Origin of the sequence: Rhizobium sp. CFBP 13726 (assembly GCF_014841925.1) — a bacterium.
Taxonomy (GTDB): Bacteria; Pseudomonadota; Alphaproteobacteria; order Rhizobiales; family Rhizobiaceae; genus Neorhizobium; species Neorhizobium soli.
The window spans coordinates 54,436-75,422 of record NZ_JACYUU010000004.1 but is presented as its reverse complement, the minus strand read 5'-3'; the positions used below and the strand labels follow the sequence as shown (position 1 = coordinate 75,422).

Here is a 20,987-nt window from a genome sequence, read left to right as displayed (position 1 = left end):
GGCAGCTTTTGTTGCCTTCAGCGTATGGGAGATCCGCTTCACGGTCTCGCCTACAGCGGGATGCTGAGGAGGCTCCGGACCCAATGGCTTTGCATGATCTTGAAAAAGCCCGTCCCCAGTAAGTGGCTCCTTCAAATCGAGAGCTATATGGTAGGGTCACTTGCAGCTGGGAGGATCGACGAGCAAACGTTCCTCGCCTCCGTTGCTGCGGCCACGTTCAGGTTTCTGCGAGGGCGCGATACGCTCGTGCGCCAACACACCCACCGTTCGACGGGTCTTGCACGCTTTATTATGCTAGCAACGTGATCATGACGTGGGTAATGGCTTGAGCTTAGAGCGGCGGCAGCGTTCAGAACAGTACTTCACGTCGCTCCAGTTCTTGGCCCACTTCAGCCTCCATGCAAAAGGTTTTCCGCATGTCGCACACGTTTTTATCGGCAGATCCGCTTTCTTGACCATTCTCGCCATATGGATCCTCTCCTATTCAACGTGTTTACGAAATGCGAACGAACCACTCGCCGCTCAGTTACCGAAGTGGCAATTCCACGAGCCCTACCCTATCTGGGGAAGCACTAAGCGATTGGAAGCACCCGACTTCAACCTCTTTTCATGTCCGCTCGAGCTATTTCTGTTCACTTTACGTTCCGCCTGCCCTATGACAGGCGGGTTTGCCATGTTTGAGACAGTGGATGATCAACCGATCGACTTTTGAATTTCTAGAGGAAGCCTCCAGTAATCACGGCGCCGAGTGGCTCGACGACAACCGAGCTAGACTTGATTGCGCGCGCCGCGACTTAATTGAATTCACCCTAGCGTTAGCTAATAGCACAGGGTCGATCGACAAGCGCGTAGATGAGGCCAACCGAGATCCCCGCAAATGTTTGAGTGCCGCGTCTATCTCGAAAGGCACCTGCTGCATCACGTTGCGAGTTTCGCCTTCGAAGAACGCAGCCGCGACATATTACATGCAAATCTCTCCGCACAGCTCATACAGCGGAGGCGGAGCGCTGCTACCCCCGCCACGGCTTGCCCGCATTTTGCGGCAAACAATCGCAAGCCACACCGGCAAATGGAGAGGGATCGTCGAGGGTCCATTATTTCGGACATATTTCCCAAATGGTCTGACGGGCGGTCATGATTTGAGCGCCAGCGGGTACGTCAGAAATCACGACGCGCTCGACTTTTTCAATCTCAAAAACTTCGGAGCCTGTCGCAACGTTTCTGACGAGATGCTCGTGTCCTCCAATCTTGTCGAGGAAATAGTAAAATCATTCGCCGCTGCCCGCGCGCTGGTCGATTACATCAATCGGGCAACGACTAAGCTCCCCGAGTCTCGATAACCGGAAGGCTCTTACGCGCAAACTTACTGACCCGAAGCTTATAGAGATGAAAAAGTAGGCTCGCGACTATCAGCACGGTCGGGATGTGCTTGATCGGTTTCCTGTCATTGAGATTGTTTAGGACGCTAAAAAGGTGGCCGCAGACGTCTCGGCATTAGAGATTTTGCTTGCGAGCACTTATACGGTAGGGACCGGCTCTCTCCCCCATTACGACAGATCTCCAAGAAAGGGTGATCTCTCGTCGCGCAATCAAGGCATCAACCGCTTCATGGACGGCTGGCATGTAGTCACGCCACTCAAGCGGAGCGTTGTGATCATTTGCAAGGCTGCGCGCAACTTCGCTCGGGCACGTCGTCCCATCAGGTCGACTGACGACAAAACTTAAAATGGTCGATTCCGCATTCGCTCGCATGGCTCGTCCCCATTTAACTGAACTGTCTCGCGGGTCATTTGACAGTTACATTGTCTCAGCAAAGCATCAGGCAAGACCATCTCTGCGCAATATGTCTTACAGCGGTGGTGTTGCGCTGGACGGCTCCGTTTTGAATAAGCGAGAGAGCTACTTCGTTCAGGCAAAGCGATATGGAAAACCGTTCAACCATGCGGCGGCTTTTGACGCTGTCTCAGTTGCCGGGAAACGCAGCGGATCGTTACTCAAGATCTAACCGATGCGCCACCCCGTCATCGCAGAGGCTTTGGAGGCGCCATTGATTGTCAGCTTGGAATACTTGAGCCACTGCTCGATAGCAACAGTGGTGACGAACCTGAAGGCGTCATAGATGGTATTGCTGATCGGACTTGAGGCGAAAACCCGCGTCCGCGTCGCAGGCATCATGACCGGGACGCCGCTGCAGATCTCGACGTTGTCCGAATACGGGGTTGCCGAGCGCACGCCGGCCTTGGCTGCGGAAACCGCTCGGTTGCCGCCCTTGCCGCAACATGCCGGGTTCCAGGCGGAGCCGGTGACTGTTTCGCCTTTGCGCGGCCGTGCCGGACCGGACATTTGACGATGATGTCGTAATGGAGACTGCCGAAAACGACGACAGCGGGGCTGGGTGCGGTCTTAGAAATTTGTCTTTCCGTCTGGAGGCGACGGCCGCCATAGTCTTTTCTGGATTTTCCCAAAATTGCCTATTGCACATCACCGGTCGCCGAAGTCCCGCCGCCAGGCGCAAGTAAATGTAAACGCTCGTTTATTTGCTTCGCATCCGGCCAAATAAAAGCCTCTGACCAATCGCGCGCGCCGCCCTTCATATGGCTCAAAGGTTTTCCTTGAGTAGAATTTCGATGCGGATCTTTTCCTGTGCGGCGAGCGGCTCGCGGGCATCCGAGCGGGCGCGCATGATGCGAATTGCACTGCGCACCGCATGGCCCGGATCCTGTGCGATCACGGCATCGATACGGTCGTCCCGGAGCGCCTGTTCGGTGAAGGGAGTTCGCTCGTGGACAACCACGGCAATGCCGCCGAGATCGACGTTCCCGGCAGCAGCCAGGATCGGCACGCGAGCCTCTGCGCTCAGCACGTAGATTCCGGAAACATCGCGATTGCCGGCCAACACGCGGGCCATCACCTGCCGGCTGCGTGCCTCGTCGGCGTGGGTTTCGATGGAGGGCAGACAGGTCAGATGCGGAAAGGCGCTGTTGATCACGTGGTCGAAGCCAAGGCGGCGCTGGATGCTGTCGAGCGACTGCATGGTTTCCGCGATCACCATGACCTTTCCCGGCTGGGGACCTGCCAGCATGCCCATCAGCTTGCCCGCACTCGCACCCGCCGCAAAGTTGTCGATGCCGACGAAATCAGCCTCTGGCAGCTTTTCCTGACCGGACAGGAATTGCACCACCTTGATGTTGCGCTGGAGAAGCCGCGCCATGGCGTCACGCACCTGAGGCGATTCAGGCGCCATGACAGCCACGCCGTCGACCTCCTCCTTGTCGAGGCTGGAGAGGAGCTTTGCCACGCCGTGCGCATCGTCGATCCCGATCTGGCGGTAGGCAATCTCGGTGAGGTCGCCCTTGAGCGCATCGGTCAGCTCTTCAACGTGCCGCAGGAGCTCCTTGAGGTATAGATCGCCGCTTGCCGGAAGCAGGAAGAGAAAGCGGTACACCTTGTTGCGGGCAAGGCTGACAGCCGCCGGATTTCGAACGAAGCCGATCCGCTCGATTGCGTCATTGACCAGCCGGGCTGCCTTCGGGCTCACATTCGGTCGTTCGTTCAAGACACGATCGACCGTTGCAAGGCTGACGCCTGCAGCCTCGGCCAGATCCTTCGCTGTTGGACGCATGACGACTTCCCAATGATTTCCGCCTTCCAGAGCTTTCCTTCAAAACATCAGCAAACGCAAGAATTGATGTGCGCACCTCAAAAATCACTTGCTTTGAGGTGCGCACATCAATTAGCCTCCATCTCGGTTCGGGAGAGGCATCCATTACACCCCGTTCCGCTGGAGGAGGCCGGCCAGAGATTAGGGTCCGGAGCCGGCATTTGGCCCGCAAGGGCGTTTCGCCATCCGCAGGAGACCGGACGGCGCTGGGAGGATGACATGATGAAATCGCTTTACGTGAAAGGTCTGCTTGCTGCCGGAACGGTCGCCTGTTCGATGGGTTTCGGCACTATGATGGCGCATGCCGACGAAAAGGAACTGACGCTCTGCTGGGCCGCATGGGACCCGGCAAACGCACTCGTCGAACTCAGCAAGGGCTTCGAGGCGTCGTCCGGCATCAAGATGAAATTCGAGTTCGTCCCGTGGCCGAACTTCGCCGACCGCATGCTCAACGAACTCAACTCGGGCGGAAAGCTCTGCGATCTGATGATCGGCGACAGCCAGTGGATCGGCGGCGCCGCCGAGAACGGTTGGTATGTGAAGCTCAACGAGTTCTTCGACAAGGAAGGCATCAAGATGGATGCCTTCGTTCCGGCAACCGTCACGGGTTATTCCGAATGGCCGAAGAACACCCCGAACTACTGGTCGCTGCCAGCCTTCGGGGACGTGGTCGGCTGGACCTACCGCAAGGACTGGTTCGAGCGGCCCGAAATTAAGACCGCCTTCAAGGAAAAGTTCGGTCGCGACCTGACGCCGCCCGCAACCTTCGACGAACTGAAGCAGGTCGCCGAATTCTTCCAGGGCCGCAAGATCGATGGCAAGACCGTCTACGGCGCCTCGATCTATACCGAACGTGGCTCTGAAGGCATCACGATGGGCGTGATGGACGTGCTCTACAGCTATGGCTTCAAGTACGAAAACCCGAAGAAGCCCTATGACATGAAAGGCTTCGTCGATTCCGCAGGCGCCGTGAAGGGTCTCGAATTCTACAAGTCGCTCTATGATTGCTGCGTCGCACCGGGCACATCCAACACCTACATGGGCGAAGGCATCGACGCCTACAAATCGGGCCAGGTCGCCATGCAGATGAACTTCGCCTTTACCTGGCCGGGGTTCGAGGCTGATCCGAATGTCGGGGGCGGAAAGACTGGTTATCTCGTCAATCCCGCAGGGCCCGGTGGCGAGAAGTTCGCCCAGCTCGGCGGCCAGGGCATTTCGGTCGTCGCCAATACAGACAACATGGACGGCGCACTGGGCTACATCAAATGGTTCGCCCAGAAGGATGTACAGGACAAATGGTGGTCCATGGGCGGCTTCTCGTGCCTTCGCGCCGTTGTCGAAGACCCGAACTTTACCAAGAGCCAGCCCTATGCACAGACCTTCCTCGACAGCATGGCGATCGTGAAGGACTTCTGGGCCGAGCCGTCCTATGCGACGCTGCTGCAGGCATCGCAGAAGCGGTTCCACGACTATGTCGTCGCTGGCAATGGCACCGCGAAGGAAGCTCTGGACGGGTTGATTGCCGACTGGACGGAAACGTTCGAGGACGAAGGCAAGCTCTGACAGAAGAAAAGCCTGGCTCCTGGACCTGATCCGGGGGCAGTGCCCTTAATCTCTCCCCCGGCAATGCCGGGGGAAAGTCCAAAGCCAGCGTTGCCGCCTGCACATCTTTAGAAACCCAGCCTGCCGGCACAACCCGAGCTTTGCCTTGTTGCCTCACCGGCCACGGCACCGCATGCGGTTGCCCTTTGGAAACGCCACACGGATCCGGACGATGACCGACACACCCGCAGACCGCCTCGCCCGTGCGACGCCACAACCGGTTGCCAGACGCATCCGGGGCTTAAGCGACAGGGCCATCGCCTGGATCTTCGTAGCACCCACGATCTTCCTGCTTCTGTCGGTCAACATATTTCCGCTGATCTGGACGATCCGCCTGTCCTTCACGAACTTTGCCGCGAACAAGCCGAACGCGGAGGTGAAATGGGTCGGATTGCGCAACTACACGCGCATCCTCACCGACGCCGACACCTGGGCGAACATGCAGACGACCGCCCATTTCCTCATCTGGACGATCACCTTCCAGGTGCTGATCGGCTTCTCCCTGGCATGGCTGATCAACCGCAAGTTCAAGGGCAACGACCTGGTGACGACACTAATCGTCATCCCGATGATGCTCTCGCCCGCCGTGGTCGGCAACTTCTGGACCTTCCTTTACCAGCCGCAGATCGGCCTCGTGAACTACGCCGTCGAATTCCTGACCGGCATTCCCGCCGACAGCTTCTCGATGCTTGGCCCCGGTGGCTGGGCGCGCTGGGCGATCGTCATCGTCGACACCTGGATGTGGACGCCCTTCGTCATGCTGATCTGCCTCGCCGGACTGCGCTCCATCCCCGATTACATCTATGAAGCAGCGGAAGTCGACCGCGCATCGAAGTGGCGGCAGTTCTGGACGATCACGCTGCCAATGGCACTGCCATTCCTGATGCTTGCAGTCCTGTTTCGCGGCATCGAGAACTTCCGGATGTTCGACCTCGTGGTCCTCCTCACCGGCGGCGGGCCGGGGGACGAGACGCTGCTCGCCTCGATCGACCTCAAGCGCGAGGCCTTCGAGAAATGGCGGACCGGCTATTCCAGCGCCTATGCAATTGTCCTGTTCGTCACGGTATTCGGCCTCGCCTCCATCTACGTGAAGGCCCTGAACAAGGTTAAGGAACGATGAGCGCCCATTCCGTCACCGAACCGTCGCCTGCCTCGAAGTGGATTGCCGGCATCTTGGTCGGACTATATGCGGTGATCACGCTGATCCCGCTCATCTGGATCATTTCGACGAGCTTCAAGTCCGGCCCGGATTCGATCAGCTATCCGCCGAAGGTCGTCTTCGAGCCGACGCTTGAAGGCTACGTAAACCTCTTCACGACACAGTCGCGCCCCTCGGCGGAAGACCTCGCCAAACTGCCGGCACCCACCACGTGGTATGACAAGATCACACGGGAAAGGGGCATGATCATTTCGGGCCCGTCGCGCTTCGGGCAACGATTCCTGAACTCGGTCATCATCGGCTTTGGCTCGACATTCCTGTCGATCTTCCTCGGGACGCTGGCAGCCTACGCCTTCAGCCGCTTCAAGGTGCCGCTCAAGGATGACCTCCTGTTCTTCATCCTGTCGACACGCATGATGCCGCCGATCGCCGTCGCAATCCCGATTTACCTGATGTTCCGTCAGTTGGGGCTTTCGGATACGCACCTCGGGATGATCCTGCTTTATACGGCGGTCAACCTTTCGTTGTCGGTCTGGCTGCTCAAGGGATTTATTGACGAAATCCCGCGCGAATACGAAGAAGCGGCACTGATCGATGGCTACACCCGCTTCCAGGCCTTCTACAAGGTCGTCCTGCCGCAGGCGGCAACAGGCATCGCCTCGACCGCGATCTTCTGCCTGATCTTCGCCTGGAACGAATATGCTTTCGCAGTCCTGCTGACGAGTGGCAATGCCCAGACGGCGCCCCCCTTCATCCCGACCATCCTGTCGGTTGGCGGCGGTATCGACTGGCCGGCCGTTGCGGCTGCAGCGACACTGTTCCTGCTGCCCGTGATTATCTTCACCGTGCTGCTGCGCAAGCATCTGCTGCGCGGCATCACCTTCGGAGCCGTGCGCAAATGATCAACTTCCTTGCCCGCCTGCGCCGGTTCCGGCGATCCGAATGGGAGATGTTCGCCTCGGCGCTGATCGCGCTCGGCGTGATCATGCTCATGCAGCCGCTTTCGCTGACACTCTTTACCTTCTCCTTTCCGGTGACGCTGATCGGAACCGTCATGTTCATCGTCGTCAGTCATTTTCCGGAGTAGATCATGGCCCAGATTCGCGTTGAGAACCTGCGCAAGGACTTCGGAGCCTTCAATGCGGTGAAGTCGTCCAGCTTCACCGTCGAGGATGGAGAGTTCTTCATGCTGCTCGGCCCGTCCGGCTGCGGCAAGACGACGACGCTGCGGATGATGGCCGGCCTTGAACTGCCGACCAGTGGCGAGATCTATATCGGCGGCGAAGAGGTCGGCATGAAGCGCGCGAGCGAGCGCGACATCGCCTTCGTCTTTCAGATGTTTGCACTTTATCCGCACATGAACGTGCGCAAGAACATCTCCTATCCCTTGGTCAGCCAGGGCATAGCGCGCTCGGAAGTCGATCGCCGCGTGGCGGAAGTCGTCCGCATCCTGCAGATTGAGCCCATCCTCGACAAATCGGTCGGCGGGCTTTCGGGCGGCGACCGCCAGCGCGTCGCACTCGGCCGTGCGATCGTGCGCCAGCCGAAGGCCTTCTTCATGGATGAGCCCCTCGGCGCGCTCGATGCGGAGTTCCGCGAGCATATGGCGGAGGAGCTGCGCGCCCTGCATGACCGCATGGGGGCGACCACCGTTTATGTCACCCACGACCAGCTGGAAGCCATGCAGATGGGCGACAAGATCGTCGTCATGAACCATGGCGTGATCGAGCAATTCGGCAAGCCCCAGCAGATCTATGACTGGCCGGCAACCAAGTTCGTGGCGAAATTCATCGGCTCGCCGCCGATGTCGTTCCTGGAATTCGAAGGTGCGATCGACGACGGGGGCGACGCGGTGACGATCGGTGGGTCCCGCATCGAGGTTCCCAAATCCCGCGAAGGCCGCAAGGGTGCGCTCACGCTCGGCGTCAGGCCGGAACATGTCCGCCTGTCGGACGCAGCCGGTTTTCGCGGACGGGTGGCCGCCGTCGAATATCTCGGCACCACACAGATCGTCACGATCGAGACGGCCCATGGAGAGATCAAGGCGCGGACGGCGTCGAGCGATGCCATCCGGACGGACGTTCCCGTCGGGCTTGAATTCGATCGCCGCTCACTCACCCTGTTTGATGCCAAGAGCGGGATGGCACTGGTGTCCGAAGGCAATGAAGGAGCCCTCACCCGTGGCTGAAGTCGTCCTCTCCAGCATCCGCAAGTCGTTTGGCGCCACCCGCGCGCTCGACGACGTGACGATGACCGTACCGGACGGCGCCTTCGTGGTGCTTCTCGGTCCGACCGGAGCCGGCAAGACCACGCTGCTGCGCCTGGTATCGGGCCTCGACACGCAGGACAGCGGCGACATCAGGATTGGCGGACAGTCCATGGCGGGGCTCACGCCCGCACAGCGCAATGTCGCGATGGTCTTCCAGCAATATTCCCTCTACCCGCACATGACGGTGCGGCAGAACCTCGAATTTCCGCTGAAGTCGCCGTTGTTGCGCACGCCGCAGGCGGTGATCGACCAGAAGGTGAAGGCAATCGCCGAGGTCCTGCAGATCGCCCACAAGCTCGACAACCGGGCAACGGCCCTTTCGGGCGGCGAGATGCAGCGCGTGTCGATCGGCCGGGCGCTGGTCCGTAATCCGCAGATCTATCTCATGGATGAACCGCTGAGCTCGCTCGACGCGAAACTCCGCGCCGACCTTCGGGTCGAACTGAAGAACATCCAGGCCCGGTCCGGCGCCACCTTCCTCTACGTGACGCATGACCAGATCGAGGCGATGACCATGGCAACCCATGTCGGCGTGCTTAAGGAAGGGCGCCTCGTGCAGTTCGGATCGCCGCGCGAGATCTACGAAGCGCCGGTCAGCATCTATGCCGCGACCCGGCTTGGCCAGCCGCGCATCAACGTGCTCCCCGCAAACCTCTTCCCCGAAGCACCGGCGGCGGCCCATACGATCGGGCTTCGGCCCGAGCATATTCTCCAGGGAGAAGGGCAGGAAGCCAAGGTGGTCCGGGTGGAACATCTCGGCGACCAGACGCGTCTTCATCTCACACTTGGAGAATATCCGATCATCACCGTCACCGATGCCCACACCGCCCTGAAGGGCGGCGACATCATCAAAATCCAGCCGCAGGAGCCGATCTATTTCGATGCGGCCGGAATGCGTCTCGTCTAAGGGAGGGTCTCATGTCTCAATTCCTCAACAGCCGCGAAAATGCCGTCACCGAGGCGATCGATGGCATGCTCATGGCCTCGGCTGGAGCGCTGAGCCGCCTCGACGGCTATCCGCACATCCGCGTCGTGTTGCGATCCGACTGGGACAAATCGAAGGTCGCGATTGTCTCGGGCGGCGGATCCGGCCATGAGCCGGCCCATGCCGGTTTCGTCGGACGCGGCATGCTGACAGCCGCCGTCTGTGGTGATGTCTTCGCTTCGCCGAGCGTTGACGCTATCCTGACCGCAATCCTCGCGGTGACTGGCCCGCTCGGTTGCCTGCTGATCGTCAAGAACTATACAGGCGACCGGCTGAACTTCGGCCTTGCGGCCGAACGCGCCCGTGCCTTTGGGCTGAATGTCGGCATGGTGATCGTGGACGATGACATCGCGCTCCCCGATCTGCCGCAGTCCCGCGGTGTGGCGGGCACGCTCTTCGTCCACAAGATCGCCGGTGCGATGGCGGAAAACGGCGCAAGTCTTGATGACGTCATCGACACTGCGCGGCGGGTGATCGCCAATACCCGCTCGATCGGCATTGCACTCGACACCTGTACCGTGCCGGGCTCGCCGAAGGAAAAACGCATTCCCGAAGGTCACGCCGAACTCGGCCTTGGCATCCACGGTGAGGCGGGTGTGGAGCAGATCGAGTATGACGGCGTGCGCGGCGCCGTGGCCGCCATGGTGGACCGGCTTGCGGCGGGCATGGAGGACAAGCCGCATGTCGTACTTGTCAACAATCTCGGCGGCACCTCCGTGCTGGAAATGGCCGTGGTCGTCAACGAACTGGTTCAGTCGGCGATCGGCGCGCGCCTCTCGCATATCGTCGGGCCTGCTGCGATGATGACCTCGCTCGACATGCAGGGCTTTTCGATTTCCGTAGTGCCGGCGGAAAAGGCCGATCTCGACTTGCTGGCCAAGCCGGTCGGCCTTGCAGCATGGCCAGGCGTGACGGCGATGCGACCCGTCAACGTCATCGCCCTGCCCGATGGACTGACCCCGATCGCGCCGCTTGCCTCGCAGCATCTGCCCACCCGTCAATTCCTCACAGAGTGCTGCAAGCTCCTGATCGAGGCGGAAAAACACCTTAACGCGCTCGATGCCAAATCCGGCGACGGTGACACCGGCTCGACCCTTGCAAGCGCCGCGCGTGCCCTGATCGAGGCCCTCGATCGGCTACCGCTTGCAGATCACACCCAGCTCTTTCGCGCCATGGGCCAGGAACTCAGCCAGACCATGGGCGGCTCTTCCGGCGTCTTGCTCGCCATCTTCTTTGCCGCGGCAGGCGATGGGGCCTCGAGTGGGCTTGGCATGCGCGACGCGCTCAAAGCCGGCCTTGCCCGCATGCAGGAAATCGGCGGCGCAGAGCTCGGCGACCGCACCATGGTCGATGCGCTCTCGCCCGCACTGGACGCCTATGACAAGGGTTTTGCAGCAGCGGCCAGTGCAGCCCGCGCCGGCGCCAACCTGACCGCAACCTATCTCAACGCACGCGCAGGCCGGGCGGCTTACCTGAATGCCCGGCAGCTCGAAGGTCACATCGATCCCGGCGCGGAGGCAGTCGCGCGTCTCTTCGAGTTTCTCTCCCTTCGACATAGCAGGTCGGAGGACAAACCCGCGGACTGACGGCGGGGATCGGCGCGGCGGGAGCCATCCTGGGCGAGGTCCGCCGCAACGCAAAACACCCGCAGCTTAGAGCTACGGGTGCTTTTTGATGATTTGGTTGCGGGGGCCTGATGGCGCAGCGATCTGAAAACTCGACCGCCTTAAACCCAAAGGAACCGTCGACTCGGTACTTACGCGGTTTGCAGAGTGGGTGTGCCGGCAGCTCCGCTCTTTACTGGGCACCGCGAAACCTGGATTTGAGGATGTCGCGCTATCGGTGTTCGGACGCTTTGGGTGTGAGGAAAGCAAGAAGTCTGTTGGTAGAACCGACAACTCCGGGGTAAGTGAGGATGCAGTTTCCAATAGGCAGGCTCTTTTCGGGAGGCTTGCTACCTGCATCGGCCTGCAATAATCCCTGTACTCCCGCTCCGGCTTCGAGGCATTAATGACGCTACCAAGCAATGAATCAATCGAAGAGCTCGTCGCTTTGTCGATGTTGCAACAAGCACGTACATTTGCCGAGGCCTACGGCGGGCAGTCGCGCCTATGGCAGCGGCCCTATGCAGAGGCGCGGCCTCGTGTCGCTTCATCGATCGCATCGGTATGGATGACGGCCTATCCCCCTTCGGTAATCCCGTTGCCCGGCGAATCCGTTCTCAAGACCCTTGGCGACGCACATCTGTGGTCAGCCCTTTCGGCGATCGGCGTACGCGGTATTCACACGGGACCGATGAAACGTGCCGGCAGTATGAAAGACGGCGTCTACAGCCCGACGATCGACGGCAATTTCGACAGAATAAGCTTCGACATCGATCCGACTTTCGGCACGAACGAGGAATTCGTTGCCATCAGCCGCATGGCGGCTGCACACAACGCCATTGTCATTGACGATGTCATTCCTTCACACACGGGCAAGGGTCCGGATTTCCGGCTCGCCGAAATGAATCATTCGACCTACCCTGGTCTCTATCACATGGTCGAAATTCCAGAGGAAGAATGGCAGCGTCTTCCGGACGTGCCTGAGGGCCGGGAGGCGGTCAACCTGCCTGCCGATACCGTTGACTACCTGAGGGATCGTGGCTTGATTGTCGGCCAGCTCCAGCGGGTCATTTTCTTCGAGCCCGGCGTCAAAGAGACGGACTGGAGTGCGACCGGCCCGATTACCGGCGTCGACGGCAAGGAGCGCCGCTGGGTTTACCTGCACTACTTCAAGGAGGGGCAGCCGAGCCTGAACTGGCTGGATCCATCATTTGCCGCGCAACAGATGATCATCGGCGATGCGTTGCATTCGATCGACCAGATGGGCGCCCGTGGCCTGCGGTTGGACGCGAATGGATTTCTCGGCGTCGAGCGCCGAGTGGAGGGGCCGGCATGGTCGGAAAGCCATCCGCTTTCCGTGACGGGCAACGCACTGCTCGCTGGCATGATCCGCAAGGCCGGCGGGTTTTCGTTTCAGGAGCTTAACCTGACGATCGATGATATTGCCGCGATGTCGAAGGGTGGAGCGGATCTGTCCTACGATTTTATCACGCGCCCGGCCTATCATCACGCGCTGTTGACAGGCAATACCGAGTTCTTGCGCATGATGCTGCGGATGGTCCATGAATTTGGCATCGATCCTGCGTCGCTTATTCATGCGCTTCAGAATCACGATGAACTGACGACGGAACTCGTGCATTTCTGGACATTGCATGCAGACGATATTTACACCTTTGCCGGCCAGACCTGGCAGGGGCGTACGCTGCGCATGCATATTCGCGACGTAATACGCGAGCGCCTTTCGGGACCCAACGCCCCCTATAACCTTCCCTTTGTCACGAACGGAATCGCCTGCACGACAGCGAGCGTCATTGCCGCAGCCCTCGACATTGCCGACCTGGAAAGCATCGATGACGAGACGACAAAGCTGATCCAGAAAATTCACCTTCTGCTGGTGATGTACAACGCTTTTCAGCCGGGCGTATTCGCGCTTTCCGGATGGGATCTGGTCGGCGCTTTGCCATTAACGCCGGCTCAGGTGCAGCACCTGATGGCCGACGGCGACACCCGCTGGATCGAACGCGGCGCCTATGATCTGACGGGTCAGAACTCTGGCGAGGAGTTTTCCGCCGACGGCATGCCGCGTGCCCGCGCCCTATACGGCCCGATCAGCGAGCAGCTCGCGCAGCCGGACTCGTTTGCCTCGCAGCTCAAACGCCTGCTGGCCGTTCGGGAAGCTTATGGGATCGCGGCCAGTCGACAAGTCTCGATACCTGATACCACCGCCCCAGGTTTGCTCATCATGGTCCACGAACTTCCGGATCTACGAGGCACGCAGGTGACCGCCCTGAATTTCAGCTCCTCGGCGATCTCCGAAGTCGTGATCTTGCAGAACGTCAGGCCAGGACCTGTCGTCGACATGATTGCGGAATCAATCGAAGGCGACCTTACAGAAGATGGCGCATTGACTATCAATCTGGAGCCCTACGAGGGTCTATCCCTCAGAGTTGTTGGAACGCTCCCGACGCTCTAAATGTCACGCGCATATCTCTGCAAATAGCCGCGCTTGTGCGTTCGCTTGCGGGTCTACGACCCGCTTGCGGACGTGATACTTGACGGGATTTTGCACGGCTTGGCCGGCGGTGATCCAGCGATACGGGATCTCTGACGCCTTCACCTGCTGTCGAGTGGCAACCGATCGCAGGACCAAGCGGGCGACATCAAGCTGCCTCCATGCATCACATCACATGGACAGCTCGAAAGCGCTCGGGATGTTGCTCCTGGCGGCATGGACCGGCACGTCGACGCGTTGTCCTGTGATCCGGTCGTAGAGGTGCAGTGCCTCTGGCGGCAGGGTCAGCCAGACGGACCGGCCTTCCAGTTGCTGGTCTCCAGGTGGCAGGGTCGCCGCGATCTCCCGGTCGCCAAGGGTGCAATAGGCGACGCGCGAGCCACCCAGTTCCTCGACAAAATCGACCGTCGCCTGAAGGCCGGTTCCGGCAGTTTCACTCAGAAGGAGGTTTTCGGGCCGGACGCCAACGGTGACCGGAGTGCCTTCGGCAAGGCTTGTCCGGCCGATGCCGACCCCGCCAGCCGTCGCATCGATGACGAGAGCACCGCCTGCCCCGATGGCGGCCGGGAAAAGGTTCATGGCAGGCGCCCCCATGAACCCGGCGACGAAGACCGAGGCCGGGTTTCGGTAGACCTCAGCGGGCGAGCCGATCTGCTCGACGCGGCCGGCATTCATCACGATCAGCGTGTCGGCGAGCGTCATCGCTTCGACCTGGTCATGCGTCACGAACACCGACGTCGCGTTGAGGCGTCGGTGCAGTTTCTTGATCTCGATGCGCATCTGGACGCGTAGCAGCGCATCGAGATTGGACAGCGGTTCGTCGAACAGGAAGACGTCGGGCTCGCGCACCATAGCGCGGCCCATGGCCACGCGTTGCCGCTGCCCGCCGGAGAGCTGCGCCGGGCGCCGGTCGAGATACTCCGTCAGGTTCAGGATCCTCGCCACAGCCTCGACCTTGCGGTCGCGCTCGGGCCGCGGCAGCTTGGCGATCCGAAGCGGATAGGCAATGTTCTGGCGCACGGTCATGTGCGGATAGAGCGCGTAGTTCTGGAACACCATGGCACAGCCACGATCGGCCGGCTCGATGTCGTTCATCACCATTTCACCGATGGAGATCGTGCCTGACGTCACCTCCTCCAGTCCCGCGATCATGCGCAGGAGGGTCGACTTGCCGCAGCCCGACGGACCGACGATGACGACGAAATGGCCATCGGGGATGGTGATGTCGACGCCATGCAGGACCGGCTTGCCGTCATAGGATTTTTTCAGGTTTGAGAGTGTCAGATCAGCCATCAGATGTCTCCCGGACGACGGTTGTGCAGGTGTGCAATCGTGGACGTGTCGCGGCCGATGCCTGCGAGAATGGGTCTGCCGCGCATCAGCGGATACCGGATTTCATAAAGGACTGGACGACCTGGCGCTGCAGGAGGACGTAGATGACGAGGACCGGCAGGCTTGCGAGCGTCGAGGCTGCCATCAGTGGTCCCCACTGGTTGCCCTCGGCCGTCATGAACATCTGGATGCCGATCTGGATGACGGAGTTTTCGGCCGTGCGGCTGAGCAGCAGTGGCCAGAAATACTCGTTCCAGGTCGAGATGAAGATGAGGATGGCAAGCGAGGCGATCGTGCCGCGCAGATTGGGCACCATCACCTCCCAGAGGATCCGCCAGTTGCGTGCGCCGTCCATCCGCGCCGCCTCGATGACTTCCCGGGGGAAGCTGCGCATGGCCTGGGCAAGAAGCAGGATCGCAAGCGCCGAGACAAGGTTCGGCAGGATCAGCGCCACGATGCTATCGAGCAGACCCATCTGGGCAATCAGCAGATAGTTCGGGATCATCACCACCTGAAAGGGTACCAGCCAGGTCAACGCCACGGCGCTATACACCAGCTTGTCGAGCGCGAATGTCCAGCGGGCGAAGGCGAAGGCGGCAAGAAGCCCGGTCAGAAGCTGAAAGGCCGTGGAGACGACGGAAAAGACCAGCGTGTTGACCAGCATGCGGCCGATCGGGATGGCCTCCAGCGCCTGCCGGTAATTGTCGAGCGACATGCTCGTCGGCCATAGGCTCGTCTCGAACATGGCATTGGCGGGACGCAGCGAACTGGCCAGCATCCAGTAGACCGGGAAAAGGCACAGGATCGACAGAAGGACCATGAGGACGTGCCCGGCCGCGGTGTCGAGGCCGGATTTGTCCGAGATGCGACGAAGCGGGCGCGCCATCGGGCGGGGCGCGTGCAGGACGTCAGTTGTCATGGAAAGTATACCTGTCGATCAGGCGGAAGAGCACAAAGGCCACTGCGCCGAAGCCGAGGAAAAGGATGACGGCCGCAGCCGAGCCCCAGCCCACCGACATGGTGGAGAAGCCGAAATCCCAAAGGAGATAGTAGATGTTGGAGGTGGAGCCGAGCGGGCCGCCGCCTGTCAGCACGTTGATGTAGGTGAAACTCCACTGCGCGCCGAGCAGGATCGTCATGACGACCAGAAACAGGGCCGTGGAACTGAGCAGCGGCAGGCGGATGTCGCGGATGATCTCCCATTTGCTGGCGCCGTCCATGCGCGCGGCCTCCACCAGGGAGGGGTTGATGTTGGCATTGGCGGCAGACAGGATCAGCGTCGAAAACCCGATCAGCTTCCAGCCGGTGATCAGGATGACGGTCCAGATGGCGGTGTTGGGATCGGAGAGGAACTTCACGGGCTTGAAGCCGATGCCCTGGAGCATCTGGTTGACTAGGCCGTAGCCGGGATCGAGCAGCCAGCGCCAGACGGCGGCGGCCACCACCGGCGCGATGATCATCGGCACGAAGATGATGGCGCGGTAGATGTTGCGCGAGCGCTCGGGAAGGTCATGAGTATAGATGGCGATCGCCAGCGGGATCAGCACGGCCAGCGGCAAAAGACCGAAAATGTAGATCCCGGTATTGCGCAGCGACTGCCAGAATTTGGGCAGGGCAAAGATGCGCGTGTAGTTGTTCCAGCCGACATAGATCTGCGGCGAATTGGGCAGCATGTTCCACTGGTAGAAGCTCAGACGCAGCGCATCGACCAGCGGCCAGTAGATCCAAACCACAAGCAGGATGATGGCCGGAGACAGGTAGAGCCAGGGTGCCCAGCGCGACTGGGTCATCCGTCTGCGGCGGGTCGGTACTTGTGTGGCCAAGGCCATTCTACGCTCCAGTGGGTTTGAAAGGCGTTGGCCTTTTCCGTCGGTCCGGTCGTGGCAATTCGGGCGACGGGTGTCTTACGCGCACAGACGGTCCGTCAGCGCTTCGATCTCCGCGGGCGTGAGGCCGATCCGTTGAAGATAGGCCGCGATCCCGCCATGCGCCGCATCGAGAAAGGCGAGGAAGGCCTCCATCGTTGCGGCGTCGCTGGCGAGCATCCGATCGACATGGCCGGCATCGATGCCGGCCGCAAGCGAACGGGCGCGAAGCTGCGCGATCAGGCCCTCAGCGGAGGCCGTGAGCGCATAGTCGGCCACGATGTCGGCATGCGAGACGCCGGCGGTGGCCAGAAGCATGGCAGCGACGACGCCGGTGCGGTCCTTGCCGGCCGTGCAGTGGAACAGCACCATCCCCGGCCGGGCTTGCCCGATGGCGCGAAAGACCGTGGCGAACTGCGCGCCACAATGATCCAGCGCGCTGCAATAGCGCTCCGCCATGTCGAAGGGCTGCCGCACCATTGCGATCGGCGCCAGCGCGTCGAAGAGCACGATATTGCGGTAGGACACCGTCTCGTGGCCGATGAAGGGGTGGCTGGTGACCGCAGTCTCGTGCGGCCCGCGCAGGTCGATAACGAGCGAGAGATCATCGGCGACAAGCGTCGCCAGGCTCTCGCCATTGAGCGGGTGCAGTGCTTCCGCGCGCAGGATCCGGCGCCATTGCGTGGTGCCGCCGGCCTGCCGATTGTAACCACCGAGGTCGCGGATGTTGTGGGTGTCAGGCAGCGTCCAGTGACGCATGGCGGCCTCCTGCTGTGCTTCGGTCTGTTTGTCTTGGTTCAAGTGGGGGCGCGCGTCGTCGCGGATGCAACGCCCCCACTCGCGCGTGCTCAGGGCATCAGCGCCTGGGCATTGGCCTGCGCCTCGGTCAGGGTCTTCACCACGTCATTGGGACCGAGCACGGCCTCCGAGACGGCTTCCTTCATCATCGCTTCGGCCTGGCGATAGTTCGGGCCGGGGAAGGCGACATTGGGGGTTAGACGCGACAGCTGTTCGAGGTTCGGACGGATCAGCGGGTGCGTCGCCGTCCAGGGGCCGAGCAGCTTTGGATCGTCGACGATGTTGAGGCGAAGCGGCAGATAGCCGATCTTCGAGGTGATGATTGTGTAGCCGTAGTCGGAGGTGAGGAACTTCATCAACTCGTAGGCGGCGCGCTGCTTGACCGGATCCTGCGAGAAGGCATAGAGCGCCGAGCCCGAATTGGTGGGTGCTGTCGGCTTGGTCCCGAAGGCCGGCATGCCGGTCACGCGCAGTTCCCACTTGCCGTCGGCGGATTTGGACAAGGAGTTCTGCAGGGCGCTGGTGTAGAGATACATGCCCAGCCGGCCGGCGGCAAAAGCCTCCTGCGGATTGGCCGGGTCGAGGCGGGCATGGGCGCCGCTGTCGACCATGTCGCGCAGCATCTGCACCGCTTCAATGCCATTCTTGTCGGCGAAGGTCAGCGTGTTGCCATCGCGGACCTTGCCGCCATTCGACATCAGGATCGCCTGATAGACGAAGGTGCCGTCTGTCGGGCCATAAGCGCCCGGAAAGAAGCCGTCCGCGCCGGTCTTGGCGACGATGGCTTCGGCTGCCGTCTTCACCTCGGCCCAGGTCTTGGGTGGCGTCTCGGGATCGAGGCCGGCTTTGCGGAAGAGATCAGCGTTGTAGTAGAGGATCGGCGTCGAGAACGTATAGGCAAGCCCATAGGTCTTGCCGTTGATCTTGCCGAGGTCGACGCCACGCGGGATCAGTCCGTCGGTAAGGGCAGCGTAGCCCTTGGCCCCGGCCATGTCCTCGAGCGGCTGTGCACCCAGATCGGAGGCAAGATAGATGAGGTCGCGAAACACCAGCTGGGCAACGTCGGGCTGCATGCCGGCGGCCATATCGGCCTGCAGGCGCGTGATGATGTCGTTGGAGGGAACTCCGACAGTCTTCACCTTGATCAGCGGGTTTTCCTGCTCGAACTTGGCGATCATCTCGCGGGTGGCGTCGGCACCGGCGCTCGCCGTGGCGAGGTTGTAGTTGTAGAAAGTGATGGTCACCGGCTTGGTAATCTCGGCGGCCATTTCGGCATGCGCGGCGCCGGTTGTTCCGGCGGCACCGAGGACTGCGGCGACCGCAAGGCCGAGGAAGGTGCGTTTTCTCATCGCGGGAAGCTCCTGTTGAGAGAAGTTGGTCATTCGGTGGCGCCCGCCATGGCCGCATCCTGCTTATGGCGCAGCAGGGACAGGTCGTAGCGGTTGAGTTCGTTGCGGGTCTGCGGCAGGGGAACGAGCGCCATGGTCAGGCCCGAGGTACGAATGGTGCCGATCCCGAAGGAGGCGCCTTCGACCATGCGCAGGATGTCTGTCGTCAGGATATCGGTCGCCGCATGCTGGCCCATGCCGACGATGACGGGGATGCCATGCCATGAGGAGAACCGGTCGTGATGGATATGGCCGGAGAGGATCGCGAGGATGTTGCGGCCCTTGAGCACGCCGGCCAGCTGCTGGCTTTGGCTGAACTCGATCGTGCGCCAGTGGTCCCACGGAACAGCGTCGCCCAGCACCGGGGCATGGTGGGCAACGATCAGCTTGGGCAGATCGCCGTGCCGGTCGAGCGCCTGAGCGAGCCAGGCGAATTGCGCCGGCGTCAGGCTGCCGCCGATCTCGCCGGGGGTCGTGGTGTCGAGCGTGACGATATGGATGCCACCGATCACCTGGTCGTGGTCATAGGGGGCATCGAGATCGCTGGTTCGGTCAAGCATGCCTTGGTAGAAGCCGGCGCGCGTGTCGTGATTGCCGATCGCGTAGACGACCGGCACGTCGGTGGCCGCCATCAACGACCGCAGCTGGCGGTAGCTCTCGACATCGCCGCGATTGGTGAGATCGCCGCTGGCGATAATGAACTGCGGCTTCTGCTCCATCGATCCGATCAGCGCGAGCACGCGCGAAAGCGTGGCCGAGGTGTCGCTGAACAGATGGCTATCGGCGACGGAAGGATTGCCGACATGCAGATCGGTGATGTGGATGAACGTCGTTTCGACCATGGGGAGCTCCTGCGTTGGAGCCTGTCTAGGCGCTTCCCGTCTCAGCGGGATGACGGCTTTGAAACGCTGTTTGAAATCGGCGTGGTAAACATCGGCTCCGTTGCCGCAACAACGAGGGCAATGATGCTGCTGGCATTTCCGAGATCGAGCTGGTGGTCCGTCAGTTCGTCGGTACGGCCGCGGCTTCGCGTCATCTGCGTGCGCACCCCGAGAAGGCACGAGATGCGGAACCCGACATCGACCTCGCTCAGCCACGGCGCGATTTTTCTGAAATGCGGGACGAACTGGCGATGATGCTCGATATCCTCAACCATCGGCCGGAATATTTCTGGGTCGTCGCTGGATTGTGCCAGCGTCGTCAGATGACGGAGCACCCCGTAACTGGAATGGGGATCGAGGCTCCAGCGGATGGATGGCCCGACAAGCGCTGCGATAAGATCGCCGGCGCAGGCAGGCGCCGGATCGGCCCGTTGAACCGCCGCCTGAAGCAATGCCAGGCGCTCCGCATTAAGGCGGAGGTAGACGCGCTCGGCAGCCGAAAAAATCAGGTGCTGAAGGGTTCCGAAATGATAGTTGACCGCCGCGACATTGGTGCCCGCCCGACAGGTGATCGTTCGAACCGTCACGTCATCGGGGTGCCGAGCAGCCGACAGCAGTTGCTCGCACGCAGTGCGCAATTTCTCTCGCGTATGGCTTGCTATCATACGGTTGCGTAGCGCAATTTCTGTGACATCCGAGTGAAGGTCAAGGAGAAGGCTGGCGCGGAGACCACGCCTCTCGCGCAAATCGGGTCGGGCAGGCCCGCGAGAACGCCCGTCTCCTGAAAGGGGCTACCGGCGACCGCGCCAGAGAAGCGATGAGGTTTGTCGCAACACGCCGAGCCGGTTGGGACTTTCAGTGAAAAGAGGCCACTCGAGACCAGATATACGTGCGTCGCCAAAGCGGCGGACCTTCCGCAGGTACGTAATGA

The 20,987-nt window shown here is 61.0% G+C and carries 19 protein-coding genes and 1 pseudogene; 9 read left to right on the top strand and 11 right to left on the bottom strand.

Going from position 1 to position 20,987, the window contains the following annotated elements; genetic code table 11:
• Nucleotides 1-306: 306 nt before the first annotated feature.
• Nucleotides 307-459 carry a DUF2256 domain-containing protein gene (locus IFT66_RS17210; RefSeq protein WP_342344795.1) on the bottom strand — a complete coding sequence of 51 codons (153 nt, stop codon included), beginning with the start codon at nucleotides 457-459 and terminating at the stop codon, nucleotides 307-309.
• Between the two features lie 230 nt (nucleotides 460-689).
• Between IFT66_RS17210 and IFT66_RS17205 the strand changes: the two genes are divergently transcribed.
• Complete coding sequence (locus IFT66_RS17205; RefSeq protein ID WP_062577706.1) at nucleotides 690-1,340, top strand: DUF2461 family protein; 651 nt, start codon at nucleotides 690-692, stop codon at nucleotides 1,338-1,340.
• A gap of 154 nt (nucleotides 1,341-1,494) precedes the next feature.
• On the opposite strand, the gene IFT66_RS23950 is transcribed toward IFT66_RS17205, so the two are convergent.
• From IFT66_RS23950 to IFT66_RS17190, 3 genes and pseudogenes are all read right to left on the bottom strand, one after another.
• Complete coding sequence (locus tag IFT66_RS23950; RefSeq protein ID WP_192078333.1) at nucleotides 1,495-1,752, bottom strand: DUF3253 domain-containing protein; 258 nt, start codon at nucleotides 1,750-1,752, stop codon at nucleotides 1,495-1,497.
• A 468-nt stretch (nucleotides 1,753-2,220) separates the two neighbouring features.
• Nucleotides 2,221-2,411, bottom strand: a pseudogene (locus IFT66_RS23580) (ribokinase); the annotation flags it as partial.
• A 188-nt stretch (nucleotides 2,412-2,599) separates the two neighbouring features.
• Nucleotides 2,600-3,622 (bottom strand): LacI family DNA-binding transcriptional regulator, encoded by a 1,023-nt coding sequence (locus IFT66_RS17190; protein ID WP_192078332.1) that lies wholly within the window; start codon nucleotides 3,620-3,622, stop codon nucleotides 2,600-2,602.
• A 315-nt stretch (nucleotides 3,623-3,937) separates the two neighbouring features.
• Here IFT66_RS17190 and IFT66_RS17185 point away from each other — a divergent pair, with 315 nt between their 5' ends.
• The 8 genes from IFT66_RS17185 (at nucleotide 3,938) to treS (ending at nucleotide 13,753) form a co-directional block, all read left to right on the top strand.
• Nucleotides 3,938-5,224, top strand: a complete 1,287-nt coding sequence (locus tag IFT66_RS17185) for an ABC transporter substrate-binding protein (RefSeq protein WP_062460537.1) — start codon at nucleotides 3,938-3,940, stop codon at nucleotides 5,222-5,224.
• Nucleotides 5,225-5,435: 211 nt separating this feature from the next.
• On the top strand, nucleotides 5,436-6,383 hold the full coding sequence (locus tag IFT66_RS17180; protein WP_062460076.1) for a carbohydrate ABC transporter permease: 948 nt from the start codon (nucleotides 5,436-5,438) through the stop codon (nucleotides 6,381-6,383).
• Nucleotides 6,380-7,324, top strand: a complete 945-nt coding sequence (locus IFT66_RS17175; protein ID WP_062577702.1) for a carbohydrate ABC transporter permease — start codon at nucleotides 6,380-6,382, stop codon at nucleotides 7,322-7,324. Before IFT66_RS17180 ends, IFT66_RS17175 begins: the two co-directional genes overlap by 4 nt.
• The gene (locus IFT66_RS17170) at nucleotides 7,321-7,509 is read left to right on the top strand and encodes a hypothetical protein (RefSeq protein WP_192078330.1); all 189 of its coding nucleotides are present in this window, start codon (nucleotides 7,321-7,323) and stop codon (nucleotides 7,507-7,509) included. The genes IFT66_RS17175 and IFT66_RS17170 overlap by 4 nt, the downstream gene beginning before the upstream one ends.
• 3 nt (nucleotides 7,510-7,512) lie before the next feature.
• Entirely contained in the window at nucleotides 7,513-8,610 is a 1,098-nt protein-coding gene (locus tag IFT66_RS17165; RefSeq protein ID WP_192078329.1) for an ABC transporter ATP-binding protein, read from the top strand.
• Nucleotides 8,603-9,598: an ATP-binding cassette domain-containing protein gene (locus tag IFT66_RS17160; protein ID WP_192078328.1), complete on the top strand. Its 996-nt coding sequence runs from the start codon at nucleotides 8,603-8,605 to the stop codon at nucleotides 9,596-9,598. Before IFT66_RS17165 ends, IFT66_RS17160 begins: the two co-directional genes overlap by 8 nt.
• Before the next feature lie 11 nt (nucleotides 9,599-9,609).
• The gene (locus IFT66_RS17155) at nucleotides 9,610-11,262 is read left to right on the top strand and encodes a dihydroxyacetone kinase subunit DhaK (RefSeq protein WP_192078327.1); all 1,653 of its coding nucleotides are present in this window, start codon (nucleotides 9,610-9,612) and stop codon (nucleotides 11,260-11,262) included.
• Between the two features lie 424 nt (nucleotides 11,263-11,686).
• Nucleotides 11,687-13,753: a maltose alpha-D-glucosyltransferase gene (gene treS / locus IFT66_RS17150; RefSeq protein ID WP_062577695.1), complete on the top strand. Its 2,067-nt coding sequence runs from the start codon at nucleotides 11,687-11,689 to the stop codon at nucleotides 13,751-13,753.
• Nucleotides 13,754-13,963: 210 nt separating this feature from the next.
• On the opposite strand, the gene IFT66_RS17145 is transcribed toward treS, so the two are convergent.
• From IFT66_RS17145 to IFT66_RS17115, 7 genes are all read right to left on the bottom strand, one after another.
• Complete coding sequence (locus IFT66_RS17145) at nucleotides 13,964-15,085, bottom strand: ABC transporter ATP-binding protein (RefSeq protein ID WP_192078326.1); 1,122 nt, start codon at nucleotides 15,083-15,085, stop codon at nucleotides 13,964-13,966.
• An 85-nt stretch (nucleotides 15,086-15,170) separates the two neighbouring features.
• On the bottom strand, nucleotides 15,171-16,043 hold the full coding sequence (locus tag IFT66_RS17140) for a carbohydrate ABC transporter permease (RefSeq protein ID WP_113167712.1): 873 nt from the start codon (nucleotides 16,041-16,043) through the stop codon (nucleotides 15,171-15,173).
• Nucleotides 16,033-16,953: a carbohydrate ABC transporter permease gene (locus IFT66_RS17135; protein ID WP_092662735.1), complete on the bottom strand. Its 921-nt coding sequence runs from the start codon at nucleotides 16,951-16,953 to the stop codon at nucleotides 16,033-16,035. Before IFT66_RS17135 ends, IFT66_RS17140 begins: the two co-directional genes overlap by 11 nt.
• A gap of 75 nt (nucleotides 16,954-17,028) precedes the next feature.
• Nucleotides 17,029-17,748, bottom strand: coding sequence for a tyrosine-protein phosphatase (locus tag IFT66_RS17130; protein ID WP_192078325.1), 720 nt, complete (start codon nucleotides 17,746-17,748; stop codon nucleotides 17,029-17,031).
• An 89-nt stretch (nucleotides 17,749-17,837) separates the two neighbouring features.
• Nucleotides 17,838-19,136: an ABC transporter substrate-binding protein gene (locus IFT66_RS17125; protein WP_192078324.1), complete on the bottom strand. Its 1,299-nt coding sequence runs from the start codon at nucleotides 19,134-19,136 to the stop codon at nucleotides 17,838-17,840.
• 29 nt (nucleotides 19,137-19,165) lie between these two features.
• The gene (locus IFT66_RS17120; protein WP_192078323.1) at nucleotides 19,166-20,017 is read right to left on the bottom strand and encodes a metallophosphoesterase; all 852 of its coding nucleotides are present in this window, start codon (nucleotides 20,015-20,017) and stop codon (nucleotides 19,166-19,168) included.
• Nucleotides 20,018-20,058: 41 nt separating this feature from the next.
• On the bottom strand, nucleotides 20,059-20,694 hold the full coding sequence (locus IFT66_RS17115) for a TetR/AcrR family transcriptional regulator (RefSeq protein WP_174197842.1): 636 nt from the start codon (nucleotides 20,692-20,694) through the stop codon (nucleotides 20,059-20,061).
• Nucleotides 20,695-20,987 lie beyond the last annotated feature (293 nt).